Source organism: Streptomyces sp. SGAir0957 (assembly GCF_043523415.1).
In genome coordinates, this window is record NZ_CP027293.1 from 6796598 (window position 1) to 6813301 (window position 16704).

General features: G+C 73.0%; 13 protein-coding genes and 5 tRNA genes. 12 read left to right on the forward strand and 6 right to left on the reverse strand.

Annotated elements, in window-relative coordinates:
• Positions 1–309 precede the first annotated feature (309 nt).
• The 8 genes from C1N81_RS35635 to C1N81_RS35670 all read left to right on the forward strand — a co-directional run bounded on the left by C1N81_RS35635 (position 310) and on the right by C1N81_RS35670 (position 11014).
• Positions 310–1356 carry a methionine ABC transporter ATP-binding protein gene (locus tag C1N81_RS35635; protein ID WP_394435461.1) on the forward strand — a complete coding sequence of 349 codons (1047 nt, stop codon included), beginning with the start codon at positions 310–312 and terminating at the stop codon, positions 1354–1356.
• Positions 1353–2111: a methionine ABC transporter permease gene (locus C1N81_RS35640; protein ID WP_394435462.1), complete on the forward strand. Its 759-nt coding sequence runs from the start codon at positions 1353–1355 to the stop codon at positions 2109–2111. The genes C1N81_RS35635 and C1N81_RS35640 overlap by 4 nt, the downstream gene beginning before the upstream one ends.
• A 59-nt stretch (positions 2112–2170) precedes the next feature.
• Positions 2171–3001, forward strand: coding sequence for a MetQ/NlpA family ABC transporter substrate-binding protein (locus C1N81_RS35645; RefSeq protein ID WP_394435463.1), 831 nt, complete (start codon positions 2171–2173; stop codon positions 2999–3001).
• 163 nt (positions 3002–3164) lie between these two features.
• Positions 3165–3803 (forward strand): GNAT family N-acetyltransferase, encoded by a 639-nt coding sequence (locus C1N81_RS35650; protein WP_394435464.1) that lies wholly within the window; start codon positions 3165–3167, stop codon positions 3801–3803.
• A 199-nt stretch (positions 3804–4002) separates the two neighbouring features.
• Complete coding sequence (gene cbiE / locus C1N81_RS35655) at positions 4003–5220, forward strand: precorrin-6y C5,15-methyltransferase (decarboxylating) subunit CbiE (RefSeq protein WP_394435466.1); 1218 nt, start codon at positions 4003–4005, stop codon at positions 5218–5220.
• A gap of 377 nt (positions 5221–5597) precedes the next feature.
• Positions 5598–8777 carry a nicotinate-nucleotide--dimethylbenzimidazole phosphoribosyltransferase gene (cobT, locus tag C1N81_RS35660; protein ID WP_394435468.1) on the forward strand — a complete coding sequence of 1060 codons (3180 nt, stop codon included), beginning with the start codon at positions 5598–5600 and terminating at the stop codon, positions 8775–8777.
• A 119-nt stretch (positions 8778–8896) separates the two neighbouring features.
• Positions 8897–10132, forward strand: coding sequence for a uroporphyrinogen-III C-methyltransferase (cobA, locus tag C1N81_RS35665; protein WP_394435469.1), 1236 nt, complete (start codon positions 8897–8899; stop codon positions 10130–10132).
• 54 nt (positions 10133–10186) lie between these two features.
• On the forward strand, positions 10187–11014 hold the full coding sequence (locus tag C1N81_RS35670; RefSeq protein ID WP_394435470.1) for a TrmH family RNA methyltransferase: 828 nt from the start codon (positions 10187–10189) through the stop codon (positions 11012–11014).
• A gap of 16 nt (positions 11015–11030) precedes the next feature.
• Here C1N81_RS35670 and C1N81_RS35675 read toward each other — a convergent pair whose 3' ends face one another.
• The gene (locus tag C1N81_RS35675; RefSeq protein WP_394435471.1) at positions 11031–12305 is read right to left on the reverse strand and encodes a serine/threonine-protein kinase; all 1275 of its coding nucleotides are present in this window, start codon (positions 12303–12305) and stop codon (positions 11031–11033) included.
• 607 nt (positions 12306–12912) lie between these two features.
• Here C1N81_RS35675 and C1N81_RS35680 point away from each other — a divergent pair.
• From C1N81_RS35680 to C1N81_RS35690, 3 genes are all read left to right on the forward strand, one after another.
• Complete coding sequence (locus C1N81_RS35680) at positions 12913–13122, forward strand: hypothetical protein (protein ID WP_394435472.1); 210 nt, start codon at positions 12913–12915, stop codon at positions 13120–13122.
• A 436-nt stretch (positions 13123–13558) separates the two neighbouring features.
• A complete protein-coding gene (locus C1N81_RS35685; RefSeq protein ID WP_394435474.1) occupies positions 13559–14512 on the forward strand; it encodes a phosphotransferase family protein in 954 nt (317 codons plus the stop codon).
• Between the two features lie 69 nt (positions 14513–14581).
• Entirely contained in the window at positions 14582–14878 is a 297-nt protein-coding gene (locus C1N81_RS35690; protein WP_394435475.1) for a TFIIB-type zinc ribbon-containing protein, read from the forward strand.
• A gap of 90 nt (positions 14879–14968) precedes the next feature.
• On the opposite strand, the gene C1N81_RS35695 is transcribed toward C1N81_RS35690, so the two are convergent.
• The 5 genes from C1N81_RS35695 to C1N81_RS35715 form a co-directional block, all read right to left on the reverse strand.
• Positions 14969–15043, reverse strand: a tRNA-Val gene (locus tag C1N81_RS35695).
• A gap of 63 nt (positions 15044–15106) precedes the next feature.
• A tRNA-Val gene (locus C1N81_RS35700) sits at positions 15107–15178 on the reverse strand.
• A gap of 38 nt (positions 15179–15216) precedes the next feature.
• Positions 15217–15288: transfer RNA gene (locus C1N81_RS35705), tRNA-Val, on the reverse strand.
• Position 15289: 1 nt separating this feature from the next.
• Positions 15290–15363 (reverse strand) — tRNA-Cys (locus C1N81_RS35710).
• Between the two features lie 35 nt (positions 15364–15398).
• Positions 15399–15471, reverse strand: a tRNA-Gly gene (locus C1N81_RS35715).
• A gap of 201 nt (positions 15472–15672) precedes the next feature.
• Here C1N81_RS35715 and C1N81_RS35720 point away from each other — a divergent pair.
• Positions 15673–16701 carry a chorismate-binding protein gene (locus C1N81_RS35720; protein ID WP_394435476.1) on the forward strand — a complete coding sequence of 343 codons (1029 nt, stop codon included), beginning with the start codon at positions 15673–15675 and terminating at the stop codon, positions 16699–16701.
• The last annotated feature ends 3 nt before the right edge of the window (positions 16702–16704 follow it).

Here is a 16704-nt window from a genome sequence, read left to right on the forward strand (position 1 = left end):
TCACGTCTGCTTTACTTGCCCGCATGACCACGACGAGCAGCCGCACCCTTGCGACCGAGGCGACGATGACGCCCGGTGCTCGTTGTATGTGTCGAATGTGCGCCTTCTGAGGGCCCCCGCCTTGCCTTCTCGCGCCCCGAAGCGAGACCCCGGGTCTGCCCGCGCACAGCTTCCGTACTGATGCCAGTACCGCTCCGCACCCCTCGGAGCGCGAGCCTGCCGCGCCCGGAACTTCGGCCAAGTTCCCGAAATGAATGCCCCGTGCCCGGCGCCACCCGTGCCGCGCACTCGACAGTGACGGAAACCCACGTGATCACCACTCAGGGCCTCACCAAGGTCTACCGCTCGCGCGGCCGCGAGATCACCGCACTCGACGGCGTCGACCTGCACGTGCGCGAAGGCGAGGTGTACGGCGTCATCGGCCAGTCCGGCGCCGGCAAGTCCTCGCTGATCCGCTGCGTGAACCTGCTCGAGCGTCCCACCGCCGGGACCGTGACGGTCGCGGGTCAGGACCTCACCGCCCTCGCCGGGCGCGGACCGCGCGCCGGGCGGGAGCTGCGCGAGGCGCGCAGCCGGATCGGCATGGTCTTCCAGCACTTCAACCTGCTGTCCTCGCGCACCGTCCAGGACAACATCGAGCTGCCGCTCGAAATCCTCGGCAAGTCGGGGAAGGAACGTTCCGCCAAGGCGCTCGAACTGCTTGACCTCGTCGGTCTCGCCGACAAGGCCAAGTCCTACCCGGCCCAGCTCTCCGGCGGTCAGAAGCAGCGCGTCGGCATCGCCCGCGCCCTCGCCGGGGACCCGAAGGTGCTGCTCTCCGACGAGGCGACCAGCGCCCTGGACCCGGAGACCACCCGCTCGATCCTCCAGCTCCTGCGCGACCTCAACCGCCAGCTCGGCCTGACCGTCCTGCTCATCACGCACGAGATGGACGTCGTCAAGACCGTCTGCGACTCCGCCGCCCTCATGGAGCGCGGCCAGATCGTCGAGTCCGGCACGGTCAGCGAACTCCTCGCGACGCCGGGCTCCGAACTCGCCGCCGCGCTCTTCCCCGTCAGCGGCGACGCCTCCGGCGCGGACCGCACCGTCATCGACGTCACCTTCCACGGCGAGTCGGCGACCCAGCCGGTCATCTCCCAGCTGTCGCGCACGTACAACATCGACATCTCGATCCTCGGCGCCGCGATGGACACCGTCGCGGGCAAGCAGGTCGGCCGCATGCGCATCGAGCTGCCGGGCCGCTACGAGGAGAACGTCGTCCCCATCGGGTTCCTGCGCGAACAGGGGCTCCAGGTCGAGGTGCGGGGCCGCGAGGACCGCGCGTCCGCACTGCTGAAGGAAGGTGTCACCAAGTGACCTGGTCGGAGATGCAGCCCCTGCTGGCGCAGGCGTGTTGGGACACCCTCTACATGGTCGGCTGGTCCACGCTGATCGCCGTCGTCGCGGGGCTCCCGCTCGGCATCCTGCTCGTCCTCACCGACCGCGGCGGACTGCTGCAGAACGTGGTGGCGAACAAGGTCATCGGGCAGGTCGTGAACATCGTCCGCTCGATGCCGTTCATCATCCTCATGGTCGCCCTGATGACCTTCACGCGCTGGATCGTCGGCACCACCATCGGCCGCGAGGCCGCCATCGTGCCGCTCGCCGTCGGCGCCATCCCGTTCTTCGCCCGGCTCGTCGAGACGTCCGTGCGCGAGGTCGACGGCGGGCTCGTCGAGGCCGTGCAGTCGATGGGCGGCAACACCTGGACCGTCGTGCGCAAGGTGCTCGTCCCCGAGTCGCTGCCGTCGCTGATCTCCGCGACCACCACGACGATCGTCGCCATCATCGGCTACTCCGCCATGGCCGGCACGGTCGGCGCGGGCGGCCTCGGCGACCTCGCCATCCGCTACGGCTACCAGCGCTTCGAGACCGAGATGATGTGGATCATCGTGGCCCTCCTCGCGGTCGCCATCGCCGTCATCCAGTTCGCCGGCGACAGCGGCGCCCGCGTCCTGCACCGCCGCGCGGGCAAGGGCGGCGAACCGCTCCGCTTCCGTGCCCTCGGCGGCTTCCTGCCCGGCGGCCGGGCCGCCACCGCCAAGACCGCCGCCCCCGCCAAAACGCGCTGACCCCCTGACTCCCCGCCCCACCCGGCGGGTTGCACCACCCATGGAGAAAGGCACTTTTCGTGCGTAACACCACCAAGATCACCGCAGCTGTCCTCGCCACCGGAGCCCTCACCCTGGGCCTGACCGCCTGCGGCTCCGACAAGGGCGACACCAAGGCCAAGGCGTCCGACAAGCTCGTCGTCGCGGCGACCCCCGTCCCGCACGCCGAGATCCTCGACTACATCAAGAAGAACCTGGCGAAGAAGGAAGGCCTCAACCTCGAGGTCAAGGAGTTCACCGACTACGTCACGCCGAACACGGCGACCGAGGACGGGTCCGTGGACGCCAACTACTTCCAGACCACGCCCTACCTCAAGGACTTCAACAAGAAGCAGGGCACGCACCTCGCCTCGGTCGCCGTCGTCCACCTGGAGCCGCTCGGCCTCTACTCCGAGAAGGCCGACAAGCTCGACGGCATCAAGAAGGGCGGCACCATCGCCCTCCCGAACGACGCCGACAACGAGAGCCGCGCCCTGCGCTTCCTCGCCAAGAGCGGACTCATCACGCTCAAGAGCGGCTCCGAGGCCACCGCGACGCCGCAGGACATCGACAAGAACCCCAAGGACCTGGAGTTCAAGGAGGTCGAGGCGGCCCAGACGCCGCGCTCCCTCAAGGACGTCGACGGCGCGGTCATCAACGGCAACTACGCGATCGGCGCGGGCCTCAATCCCGCCAAGGACGCGCTCGCCCTGGAGTCCACCGAGAACAACGCGTACAACAACGTGCTCGCGGTCAAGGAGGGCAACGAGGACGACCCGCGCGTCAAGAAGCTCGCCAAGCTCCTGACGTCGCCCGAGGTCAAGAAGTTCATCGAGGACAAGTACAAGGGCTCCGTCCTGCCGTCCTTCTGAGGGCCCGGGCAGCGGAACTGACCTTGTCTCACATGGGGGCCGCGCCCGGCCGACCGGGGCGGCCCCCATGTGCAGTTACGTGCCTTCATGCTGCATGCTGGGCACTTCACCCGGCGGCCGGCGTGATGTCCGGTGGGCCGCCACGAAGGTTACGGAGCGGCGTATGACGAACACCTTCCCCGACATCTCCATCAGTACGGAGCGTTTGGTGCTGCGTCCGCTCGAGGACGAGGACGCCCCCGCGCTCGCCGAGATGATGAACGACGAACTCGTCGCCGCCTGGACCTCCGTGCCTCAGCCCTTCACCGAGGACGACGCGCGCCGCTGGATCACCGAGTACGCGCCGAAGGCGCGCGCCGCGGGCAGCGGACTCGACCTCGCCGTCACCGAGTTCCTCACCCAGCGCCTCGTCGGCATCGTCCAGCTCACCAAGACCAACTGGCACGTCCGCGCCACCGAACTCTCCTACATCGTCGCCCCCTGGGCGCGCGGCGAGGGCTACGCCTCCGAAGCCGCGCTCGCCATGGCCCAGTGGCTCTTCCGCGACCAGGGCATGGAGCGCATCGAGATGCGCACCGCCGCCGACAACACCGCCTCCCAGCAGGTCGCCCAGAAGATCGGCAGCATCAGCGAGGGCGTCCTGCGCAACGCCTGCATAGCGCGCACCCGCACCGAGGACGGCGCCTTGACCGAGGTCCGCACCGACTTCATCGTGTACGGCCTGCTCCCCGAGGACATCGAGGGCGTCACCGAACAGCTCGCGGAGGCCGGGGGCTTCACCGCCTTCTCGGACTGGAACTGATCCCCTTCTCGGACTGGAACTGATCCCGCGGCGGACCCCACCCGACGCGGACCCGACCCGGCCCCACAGACGGTCGACAGACCCAGCAGGTACGCTCTCCGGTGCCCATCCCGGCTCCCCGCACGCCGGCGGCATCCCCCCGACCCGTGTACGCCCCCTCGCGCGTACGCACCCGAGCACACCCTGGAGACTGACGACGATGGCCGACCGGGTCATGGTGATCGGCTGGGACGGCTCTCCGCCGACCGCGGCGGCCCGCTCCGCGCTGAGCGCGGCCACCCTCGTGGCAGGCGCCGCCCACCACCTGGCGCTCCCCGAGATCCCCGCCCACGCCGAGCGGATCCGGCTCGGCAGCGTCGCGCTCGCCGCCCGCCGCATCGCGGGCCACCGCGGCACCGCCGTGGTCCTCGCCGACGGCGACCCCGGCTTCTTCGGCGTCGTCCGCACCCTGCGCGCCCCGCAGTACGGCCTCGAGGTGGAGGTCGTGCCCGCCGTCTCCTCGGTCGCCCAGGCCTTCGCCCGCGCCGGGATGCCCTGGGACGACGCCCAGGTCGTCGTCGCCCACCGCCGAACCCTGCGCCGCGCCGTCAACGTCTGCCGCGCCCACACCAAGGTCGCCGTCCTCACCTCGCCCGGCGCCGGCCCCGCCGAACTCGGCCTCCTCCTCGAAGGCGTCCACCGCACCTTCGTCATCTGCGAGGAGCTCGGCACCGACCGCGAACAGGTCACCGTCGTCACCTCCGACAAGGCCGCCGACCACAGCTGGCGCGACCCGAACGTGGTCATCGCCATCGGCGGCCCGGTCAGCGTCGGCGCCCCGGAGAACGGGGGCTGGCTGGCCGGCGGCGACCCCGACACCACGCCGCGCGGCTGGGCGCTGCCCGCCGCCGAGTACGCGGGCCCCTTCGGCGAGGGCGAGAGCGAGCAGTTGCGCGCCGCCCAGCTGGCCCGGCTCGGCCCGCGCACCGGCGACCTCGTCTGGGACATCGGCTGCGGCAGCGGCGCCTTCACCGCGGAGGCGGGCCGCTTCGGCGCCGCCGTGATCGCCGTCGACCGCGACGCCGACGCCTGCGCCCGCACCCTCGCCACCGCCCGCCGCTTCGGCGTCCAGGCGCAGATCGTCCACGGCACCGCCCCGCACGTCCTGGAGAACCTGCCCGAGCCCGACGTCGTACGCGTCGGGGCCGGGGGAGCGCCGGTCGTCTCCGCCGTCGCCGACCGGCGGCCCGCGCGCATCGTCACGCACGCCGCGACCCGCGACTCCGCCGAACTCGTCGGCCGGGACTTGACCGAACACGGGTACGACGTCGAGTGCGCGCTCCTGCAATCCGTCGAACTGGACACACGTGCCTGGACGGAGAAGGAGCGGGCCGTGGGGTTCCTTCTTTCGGGTCGTCTTCCCGACCGCCACCCGTGACCCTGAAGGACCAACGCGCGCGGTAGGCTGGCCGATCGTTGTACCGCACCGGGACGTACGCCGCTTCGTCGGCCAATGTCCGGGAAACGCACCACTCTTGGCGCGCTTGTGGTACGGCGGCGACCGGAGACCGCGCAACGTGGCGCAGTCCACAGGAGACCGTGGCCGAACCACCTGCCACAGTCGCGAACCGGCCGGGACAATACCTGTTGTCCGGGGCGGTTCGTGCCGTGCGGCTCGCGTGCTCGTTCTCCAAGGAGATGTTCCGAGGAGTGCGGCCGCCGGGCCACTCCGGTCTGCGGCTCGCAAGGGGCGCGCAGCTCCGGCGGACGGCCGGGAGCGGCCAGGAAGTTCTCATCGATGGGCGAGGGGTAGGCATGACCGACACCGGTCAGGTTCCGGGCGAAGGGCTGCCGGAGAACGCAGGCGCGGTGGGACAGCCGGGCGTTCCCGCTCCGGGCGCGTACACCTACCTCGATCCCGCCGCCACCGGCGGCGAGGAGGACGAGATGCTCCTCATGCCCGGCTCCCAGGGTGCCTGGGGCGAGCCGCAGACACCGACGCCCCCGCCGCAGCAGTACGTGCAGGCGCAGGGCCAGGAGTACGCCGAGTACGCCGCATACTCCGAGTACGCGCAGGCGCCCGTCGCGCACGAGCCCGGCCCGCACGAGATGGCGGGCCGCGACAGCGGACACCACGACCTGGGCCCCATGCAGGCACCGGCCCAGCAGCAGGCCCCGCAGCCGCCCGCCGCGCCGCGCCGCCCGCTCCACATGGGCCCGCCCACGCCGGAGCCCGGCGTCGGCCCGGTCCGCTCGCTGGCCGACCGCGGCCCCGCCCAGCAGACCCCGGCGCACCCCACGCCCGTCCGCCAGGCGGGTCCGCCGACCACGGGCCCCGAGTACCTCGACATCCCGCCGCAGGGCGGCACCCCGTGGGCGCCCGCCGATTCCGGGCAGCCACAGGCCCCCGCCGAGCCCGAGCCGCAGCCCGGCTTCTACGCCGAGCAGCCCCCGCACTTCCCGCGTCCGCAGCACCCCGACGCCTCCCAGCAGTTCGAGCCCGTCGCCGAGCCGGTCGCCGCGTACGCGGGCCATGGCGAGCAGTCGGGCGAGTACGCGGTGCACGCGCCGCAGGCGTACGACCCGCCGCGGGAGAGCGCGCCCGAGCAGCCGCTCGGCCAGTTCGTCCCCGTCGAGGGCACGGTGCCGACGACGCCGCACCTGGCGCCGACGCCGCCGCAGGCCATGACGGTCCCGCCGCTGCCCGAGGAGCCGGTCCTCCCCGACAGCACCGAGGTGCCGGAGCCCGCCCAGGAGCCGGTGGCCGTCGCGGAGCAGCCGCCGCTCGTGGCCGAGCCGGCGCCGGTCGCCGAGCCCGTCGCCGAACCGGTCGCCGAGGCGCCCGTCGAGCAGCCGGTGGAACAGCCCGCCGAGCCGGTCGCGGAGGCCGTGGCGCCCGAGGCCGTACTCGCTGAGGAGCCGGTCCAGGAGCCCTTCCAGGAGGCCGCGCCCGTCGAGGCTCCGGCCGCCGACGTCGCCGCCCCCGTCGAGCCGCAGGCCGCGGAAGCGGTCGCCGAGCCGGCCGAGGAGCCCGCCGAGCCGGAGATCCTGGCCGTCGTGCCCGCCCCGCGCGAGGGCGACACGGGCGCGCCCGCCGACCAGGTCGCCGACGACTTCGAGGCCGACGAACCCGACCTGATCGAGGTCGCCCCGATCCCCGAGGTGCAGGCCGAGCAGCTGGTGCGGGCCGCCGAGGAGGAGGCCGCGCCCGAGCCGGAGGCCGCCCCGGTCGCCGTCGCGCCCGAGGACCTGGAGCCCGAGGTCGCCGCCGCGTCCGGTTACGACGACGCCGAGCGCGAGGCGGTCCTGCGCGTCATGCGCGAGCGCCGCGACATCCGCAACGGCTTCCGCTCCGACCCGATCCCGCACGAGGTGCTGCTCCGCGTCCTGGAGGCCGCCCACACGGCGCCGTCCGTGGGCCACTCGCAGCCCTGGGACTTCGTCGTGATCCGCTCGGCGGAGACCCGGCGCACCATGCACGAACTGGCGATGCGCCAGAAGGACGCGTACGCCAAGTCCCTGCCCAAGGGCCGCGCGAAGCAGTTCAAGGAACTGAAGATCGAGGCCATCCTCGACACCCCGGTCAACATCGTGGTCACCGCCGACCCGACCCGGGGCGGCCGCCACACCCTCGGCCGCCACACGCAGCCGCAGATGGCCCCGTACTCCTCCGCTCTCGCGGTCGAGAACCTGTGGCTCGCCGCCCGCGCCGAGGGCCTCGGCGTCGGCTGGGTCAGCTTCTTCGACGAGCGCGAGATGGTCCGCACCCTCGGCCTGCCCGAGCACCTCGAAGTCGTCGCCTACCTGTGCGTGGGCTACGTCGACGAGTTCCCGGAGGAGCCCGAGCTGATGCAGGCGGGCTGGTCCAAGCGCCGCCCCCTGTCCTGGGTCGTGCACGAGGAGACGTACGGGCGCCGGGCCCTGCCCGGCGAGGACCCGCACGACCTGCTCGCCGAGACCGTCTCCAACATCCGCCCGCTGGACGCCAAGGCGCTCGGCGAGGCGTGGGAGCGCCAGAAGCGGATGACCAAGCCCGCGGGCGCCCTCGGCATGCTGGAGATCATCTCCGCGCAGCTGTCGGGCCTGTCCCGGATGTGCCCGCCGCCGATCCCGGAGCCCGCGGCCGTCGCGATCTTCGCCGGTGACCACGGGGTGCACGCCCAGGGCGTCACCCCCTGGCCGCAGGAGGTCACCGGCCAGATGGTCGCGAACTTCCTGGGCGGCGGCGCGGTCTGCAACGCGTTCGCGAACCAGGTCGGCGCCGAGGTCTGCGTCGTCGACGTGGGCGTCGCCTCCGAACTCCCGGCCACCCCCGGCCTGTTGCCGCGCAAGGTCCGCGCGGGCACCGCCGACATGACCACCGGGCCCGCCCTGTCCCGCGAAGAGGTCAAGGCGGCCATCGAGGTCGGCATCGAGAGCGCCCGCGACCTCGTCGCCGCGGGCAACAAGGCGCTGCTCACCGGCGAGATGGGCATCGCGAACACCACCGCGTCCGCCGCCCTCATCTCCGTCTACACCGAGGCCGACCCCGCCGAGGTCACCGGGCGCGGCACCGGGATCAACGACGAGACGCACGCCCGCAAGGTCGAGGTCGTCCGCCGCGCCCTCGACGTGCACCAGCCCGACCCCGCCGACCCGATCGGCGTCCTCGCGGCGGTCGGGGGCCTGGAGCACGCGGCCCTGGTCGGCCTGCTCCTGGGCGGCGCCTCGCTGCGCACGCCGGTCATCCTCGACGGCGTCAGCGCCGGTGCGGCCGCCCTGGTCGCCCGCGCCATCGCCCCCGAGGTCCTGGCCGCCTGCATCGCGGGCCACCGCAGCGCCGAGCCCGGCCACGTCGCGGCCCTCAACAAGCTGGGCCTGCGCCCCCTGGTCGACCTCGACCTCCGCCTCGGCGAGGGCACGGGCGCCCTCCTCGCGCTCCCGATCGTGCAGAGCGCGGCGCGGGCGATGCACGAGGTGGCCACGTTCGACTCGGCGGGCGTCACCGAGAAGTAATCGGTACGAGACAGGTGGGGGCACCGGTGCACGGTGCCCCCACGTAGTCTGACCTGCAGATAGCCGGGGAGCTCCGGAGCCGTAGCCCCCTCACCGCCCCGCCCGAGGAGCAGCGCCCCATGCCCCCCGCACAGCACCCCGCCTACCCGGTAGGACTCCGCCTCACCGGCCGCAAGACGATAGTCATCGGCGGCGGCCAGGTGGCCCAGCGCCGTCTCCCCGCCCTCATCGCGGCCGGCGCCGACCTCACCCTGATCTCCCCGTCGGCCACCCCCTCCGTGGAGGCCATGGCGGACGCGGGCGAGCTGACCTGGATCAAGCGCCGCTACGAGCGGGGCGACCTCGAAGGCGCCTGGTACGTGCTCGTCGCCACCGGCGACCGCGCCGCGAACGAGCAGGCCAGCGCCGAGGCGGAAGCCGCCCGCATCTGGTGCGTGCGCTCCGACGACGCCGAGGCGGCCACCGCCTGGACCCCGGCGACGGGCCGCACCGAGGGCGTGACCGTCGCGGTCCTGTCCGCCGAGGCCGCCGACCGCGACCCGCGCCGCACCGCCGCCGTCCGCGACGCCCTCGTGGAGGCCCTGCGCGACGGCACCGTCACCGCCGAGCGGACCCGCACCCCGGGTGTCGCCCTGGTCGGCGGCGGCCCCGGCGACCCCGACCTGATCACCGTGCGCGGCCGCCGCCTCCTCGCCGAGGCCGACGTCGTCATCGCCGACCGGCTCGGCCCGCGCGACCTCCTCGACGAACTCCCGCCGCACGTGGAGGTCGTCGACGCGGCGAAGATCCCGTACGGCCGGTTCATGGCCCAGGAGGCCATCAACAACGCGCTGATCGAGCACGCCAAGCAGGGCAAGGCCGTCGTCCGGCTCAAGGGCGGCGACCCGTTCGTCTTCGGCCGCGGCATGGAAGAGGCGCAGGCGCTGGCCGCCGAGGGCATCCCGGTCACGGTCGTCCCCGGCATCTCCAGCTCGATCTCGGTCCCCGGCGCGGCCGGCATCCCGGTCACCCATCGCGGGGTGGCGCACGAGTTCACCGTGGTCAGCGGCCATGTGGCGCCGGACGACGCGCGCTCCCTCGTCGACTGGGCCGCGCTCGCCCAGCTGACCGGCACCCTCGTGATCCTCATGGGCGTCGACAAGATCGGCAAGATCGCCGAGGCGCTGATCGCGCACGGCAAGGCCCCCGACACCGCGGTCGCGCTCGTCCAGGAGGGCACCACGGCGGCCCAGCGCCGGGTCGACGCCACGCTCGCGACGGTCGGCGAGAAGGTGGTCGCCGAAGGGGTGAAGCCCCCGGCGGTCATCGTCATCGGGCCCGTGGTGCACGAGAGCCCCACCCGTAACCAGCGGTAACAAGTGCCGCGCTCAACCGTTGGCACCCACACCAGGACAAGGCAGTATCGACCCGTGGCTGAACCCCAAGGTCTCCTCACCATCGACGACCCCGACGACCCCCGCCTGCGCGACTACACGGGCCTGACCGACGTCGAACTGCGCCGCAAGCGCGAACCGGCCGAGGGCCTCTTCATCGCCGAGGGCGAGAAGGTCATCCGGCGCGCCAAGCAGGCCGGGTACGAGATGCGGTCGATGCTGCTCTCCGCCAAGTGGGTCGACGTCATGCGCGACGTCATCGACGAGGTCCCCGCCCCGGTCTACGCGGTCGCCCCCGACCTCGCCGAACAGGTCACCGGCTACCACGTGCACCGCGGCGCCCTCGCCTCCATGCAGCGCAAACCGCTGCCCGGCGCCGACGACCTCCTCGCCACGGCCCGCCGCATCGTGATCATGGAGTCGGTCAACGACCACACCAACATCGGCGCCATCTTCCGCTCCGCCGCCGCCCTCGGCATGGACGCCGTCCTCCTCTCGCCCGACTGCGCGGACCCGCTCTACCGCCGCTCGGTGAAGGTCTCCATGGGCGCGGTCTTCTCCGTCCCGTACGCGCGCCTCGAATCCTGGCCGAGGTCCCTGGAGACGGTCCGCGAGGCGGGCTTCAACCTCCTCGCGCTCACCCCCGCCGAGAAGGCCAAGTCCCTCGACGAGGTCGCCCCGCACCGCATGGACCGCGTCGCGCTGCTGCTCGGCGCGGAGGGCGAGGGCCTGTCGACCAAGGCGCTCATGGCCGCCGACGAATGGGTCCGCATCCCGATGGCCCACGGCGTCGACTCGCTCAACGTGGGCGCGGCGGCGGCGGTCGCCTTCTACGCGGTGGCGACGGGCCGCCCCCAACTCTGACCTGGTCTTTTCCCGGTCAGAGGCTCTGGGCGGCCGCGATCACCAGCGCCACGAGCAGCGTCACCACGACGAACACGAACAGGCGCTGCCGCAGCAGCCGGGGGTTGGCGGGCCGCAGCTTCTTGCCCGCGCCCGTCCCGTTCGTCCGCGAGTTCGTCCGGGGGGCGGGGCGCCCGGTGCCGCTGCGCGGCGCGGGCCTGCTCCCGGAGCGGGACGTGGTGGAGCGCGGCCCGGAACCGCCACCCGTACGCCCGTTCCCCGTCGCCCGCCCGTTGCCGCCGGTCCTGCCGTCCGTGCCGCGGCCGTTCCCTGTACGGGGCGCGGGCGTGCCCGGCTGCGTACGGCGCTGGGTGCCCCGCTGCGTGCTGCGCTGGGTGCGCTGATCCGCGTAGCTCTCCGCGAGACGTCCCGTCGGGCGGTCCGCCTCGGTGCGCGGAGCCGGCGTACGGACCTCGCCGAGGCCCTGCGCCTCGCGGGCCGCGATCTCCTTCAGCCGCAGCGACAACTGCAGCGTGCTCGGCCGCTCCTCCGGATCCTTGGCGAGACACGCGCGCAGCAGCGGCGCGAGCGCGTCCGGCACACCGCGCAACTGCGCCTCCTCGTGCACCACGCGGTACAGCATCACCTCGGAGCTGCCGTGTCCGAACGGCGAGTCGCCCATCGCCGTGTACGCGAGGGTCGCCCCGAGGGAGAACACGTCCGTGGCCGGGGTGACGGCCGCGCCGCGCACCTGCTCGGGGGCGAGGAACCCGGGGGAGCCCACCGCCGTGCCCACATGGGTCAGCGTCGAGGCGCCGGTCGCCCAGGCGATGCCGAAGTCGATGATCCGCGGCCCCTTCGGGGACAGCAGGATGTTGGACGGCTTGAGGTCGCGGTGGACGACCCCGGCCTCGTGCACGGCGACGAGCCCCTCGGACAGGGCGGCGCCGACGGCCGCCACGTCCGACGCGGGCAGCGGGCCCTCCTCGGCGACCTTGTCGTGCAGCGACGGACCCGGCACGTACTGCGTCGCGAACCACGGCCGCTCCGCCTCCAGGTCCGCGGCGACCAGACGCGCGGTGCAGCCGCCCCGGATCCGGCGCGCGGCGGACACCTCGCGCGCGAACCGCGAGCGGAACTCCTGGTCCTCCGCCAGATCCGGCCGGATGACCTTCAGCGCGACCCGCTGCCCGCGCCGGTCGGAGCCGAGATAGACGACGCCCATCCCACCGGCCCCGAGACGTCTGTGCAGCCGGAACGAGCCGACGACGCGCGGGTCCTCGCGCCTCAGGCGCATCATCGCCATGTTCATCCCCGCTGCTGCCCGGTCTCGTCTGACGAGCGACAGCTTACGTTTACGCGGCCGACCTTGTGCTCAGGCCGCGCCCTCACGCCGGATTCGATTGTCGGTGCGGGAGGTTATACGTGAAACGCGATCAGGAAGGTTGTGCCGGACGGCTCTTGCGGGGCGCGACTCGGCCAATCACCGCCGCCATGGCGGAATTTGACGCCACGAAAGCAAGCAGGCCGGCGGGGTCGCGGGGGACGGGGCGACGGTCCACGACGCCCGGGGCGGTACCGGCCATACGGGTCCACCGGGCGGAGAACCCGGGGCGCGGGAGCCGCGCGGAAGTGAGAGAAGTCACCCGGTAAGGCGCCTCGCCCCTACGGGAAACACCCCGGGATCCGGGTCGCCGTCTCCACCCAGGGGAGTACGCGAGGTGATCCCGCTCATCCTCCGGGAGGCCCGGCAATCGGTACGAGGGCATGACGCCCGCGAGGGCCCCCGCCCCTAGATTTGAGGTCAAGCGGCGAGTGCAGCTCTCGTCCCCCGAGGTCAGGTACTCGCCGCTGCCGACAACCCACCACCCCGCCGGCCCGGCCGGCGGGATCCGAGAATTCGCGACCGGGAGAGGACCATGGCGGACACGACACCGCGGACGACAGTGTTCCGCAGCACGTGGGCTCGCAGGACCGCGCCGTACGGCAGTCCCGCGACCGGCCGCCGCCACCCGCTGGTGGCTACGGCCATGGTCCTTCCCCTCGCCGCGCTCCTGGTCGTCGTCTTCGGCGGCTGGGACGCGGTGGTCGCGCAAGCGTCGTCCGTGGGCGTGATGCTGGGGCGCTGAGCGGCGCCTCCAGGCCCGGATGAGCGGTCCGGGCGGGGACATCCGACCAGGAAACCCCGTGGGGACGGGGGTGCGGCGGACGGCACAAATGCCGCGTGCAGCTGGGGAGCTGCACGCGGCATTGCCATGCGCTCCGCGGGTGCGGCGGGATCAGTGGGCCCTGGGCAGGGACGGTCCGGCTGGGCCGAGGGTGTTTGGGGTGGGCGGTCCCGGCTGCGCCGGGAGGACCGGGGTGCGGCTGTTCCGGTCGTGCGGGGCACAAGGTTCCGGCGCGCACGCCCTCTGCCCGGAGTCCTCCGCGCCCCTCGGCCCCGGGTTCGGAGCACGCCGTGTCCGCGGGCCCGCAGACCGTCTTCGTTCGCCGGGCGCCAGGGCCGTCGCCCGCGGCACCCTCGCGCGCAACGCCCCCGGCGAGGGGCCCCGTAGGCTCGCCCGCATGGTCGACTCCCTCCTCTCCGCGCTGCACCTCTCCGCTCGGCGTGTGGTGCATCGGGAGACGGGTGGGTGCGGGTGCGGGGCGGGGACGCTCGCGGATCGGGCGGACGGGACCGTCGTCCGGCACGGTGACGTGGTGGCCAAAGCACACGCGGGCGGGACGGATCCGAAGGAGCTGGCGGTGCGGCTGGCCGTGGCCGCGCACCCGGCGCTCGACGGCATCCTCCTGCCACCCCTGCGCCCAGCGGCGGTGCCCACGCACGGGCGGCTCGTCACGTTCTGGCCGTACGGCACCCCCGTCGACCCGGACCGACCGGAGGACGCCCCCTGGGAGGCCGCCGCCGCGCTGTTGGCGAGGCTGCACGCGACGCCCGTGCACCGGTTGCCGGAGGCGGTCCCGTGGATGCGGGGTCCGCTGAAGGCGGCCCGCGCCATGGACCGGCTGCGAGCCACCGCCCCGGACCACCCCGCCACCGCCCCCGTCCGCAGGGCATGGCGCACGCTTCCGCCGTGGGCCCGCGCCGAGGCCCCGTACACACATGCCCGCGCGCTCTGCCACGGCGACCTGCACCTCGGCCAGCTGGTCCGCGGCCCGGCCGCCGGCGCGGAACCGTGGCGGCTGATCGACGTGGACGACCTGGGGCTCGGCGACCCGGCCTGGGACCTGGCCCGTCCGGCGGCCTGGTTCGCCTGCGGCCTGCTGCCCGCCGAGGACTGGGCCCGCTTCCTGGCCGCCTACCGGAGCGCGGGCGGCGCGCCGCGGCTGAGCGGCCCGGACCCCTGGCCCGCGCTCGACGTCCCCGCCCGCGCCCTGACCGTGCAGAGCGCCGCCCGCGCCGTCGCGAAGGCCGTCGAGGCGTGCCGCCCGCTCGACGAGGTGGAGGTGGCCGTCGTCGACGCCTGTGACCGAATGGCGGGCGTACCGACCCAGTTGGGGCGGGATGCCGCCAAGTAGGGTGCCGTGGACGGAAGCCGGGCAGTGTCCCGGCGAAGCGGTGCCGAACGGCGAGGAGTTGACCCGATCATGCAGTGTCCGAAGTGTCACGCACAGATGCACACGTACAACCGCAACGGCGTCCAGATCGAGCAGTGCAGCGGTTGCCGCGGGATATTCCTCGACTACGGCGAGCTGGAGTCGCTGACCCGCCTCGAGGCGCAGTGGCAGCAGCAGGCCCCGCCCGCCCCGCCGCAGGCGTATCCGGCCGCCCCGGCCCCGGCCTGGGGCGCGCCGCAGCACGGCGGACATGGCGGACACGGCGGTCACTACGGGCACCACGGCCATCACAAGGGCGGCTTCGGACGGATGCTCTTCTCCTCCTGACACGCGTCCCGGCGCGACGCCTGTCGCGCCGCCCGGCACGTGTCCCGCGGACACGAAGAAGCCCCCGTCCGAGGACCGGGGGCTTCTTGCTGGTGCGCGATACTGGGATTGAACCAGTGACCTCTTCCGTGTCAGGGAAGCGCTCTCCCGCTGAGCTAATCGCGCGGGAACGGGCCAGACTCTATCAGGCTCCGCGAGGGGTACTGCCGGGTACTGCGTGGTGCTGCGTGCGCGATACTGGGATTGAACCAGTGACCTCTTCCGTGTCAGGGAAGCGCTCTCCCGCTGAGCTAATCGCGCGGGTCGGATCGACGACGAACCGGAGTCCGAAGATCCAGTGCGCGATACTGGGATTGAACCAGTGACCTCTTCCGTGTCAGGGAAGCGCTCTCCCGCTGAGCTAATCGCGCATGGAGGTGGAGACGGGATTTGAACCCGTGTAGACGGCTTTGCAGGCCGTTGCCTCGCCTCTCGGCCACTCCACCAGGAGTGAAGGGGTTCGGGAAGATCCCCCACATCGAGCGAACGACCGGGTTCGAACCGGCGACCTCAACCTTGGCAAGGTTGCGCTCTACCAACTGAGCTACGTTCGCGTGTCTTTCCGATCCGCTTGCGCGTCCCGGCGACGTGTTGAACTCTAGCGGATTCCTGGGCCAGTACAAAAACGCGTTTGCGCAGCGTGCTGAGGTGCGACCCGGTGGGCGACCGCGTGGAGAGGCCGCCGGCGTCCGCGCGTCTTCCACTCCAGGTCACCGTCCCGTCACCCGGCCCGGCCCCCTTCTAGACTCGACAGCGTGATCGACCTCCCCCCGCTCGCCCGCTTCGGCGAACTCCTCGCGACCGGTCTCCGTGACGTGACCAGCGACCCCGCGGCCCTGGAGTCCACCGGCTTCTGGGCGGTGGCCGCCGACTTCGAGGGGCGCCTGGTCTGCGCCCGCTTCGACGACGTGCGGGAGGTTCCGGTGCCCGCGCCGCGCCCGGGGGCCTGGCGGGGCCCCGCGCCCGCCGACTGGTCGTCGTCGCTCGACCACGCCGCGTACACGGACGGGGTGCGGCGGATACGGGAGCACATCGCGACCGGCGACGTCTACCAGGCCAACCTCTGCCGCGTGCTGTCCGCGCCGATCGGCGCCGACGCGGACGTGGACGCGCTGACCGCCCTCCTCGCGCGCGGAAACCCCGCCCCGTACGCGGGCACGATCCGGCTGCCCGACCACGGCGTGGAGATCGCGACGGCCTCGCCCGAGCTGTTCCTGCGCCGCCGGGGCACGCTCGTCGAGTCCGGCCCGATCAAGGGGACGGGGCGGACCGAGGCGGACCTCCTGGAGAAGGACCACACCGAGAACGTCATGATCGTCGACCTGGTCCGCAACGACCTGGGCCGCGTCTGCGCGCCCGGCACCGTGACCGTCCCCGATCTGTGCGTCGTCGAGAAGCACCCCGGCCTCGTCCACCTGGTGTCGCTGGTCCGCGGCGAACTGCGCGAGGGGGCCGGCTGGCCCGACCTCTTCGACGCCACGTTCCCGCCCGGCTCGGTGACCGGCGCCCCGAAATCCAGCGCCCTGCGCATCATCGCCGACCTGGAGACGGCGCCGCGCGGCCCGTACTGCGGCGGCATCGGCTGGGTCGACGCGGACCGGGGCACCGGACAACTGGCCGTCGGCATCCGTACGTTCTGGCTCGACCGTACGGGCGCGGACGCGGTCCTGCGCTTCGGCACCGGCGCCGGTATCACCTGGGGCTCGGACCCCGAGGGGGAGTGGCGGGAGACCGAGCTGAAGGCGTCGCGGCTGCTGGCGGTAGCGTCGGAGGGGCACTCGTAGGGG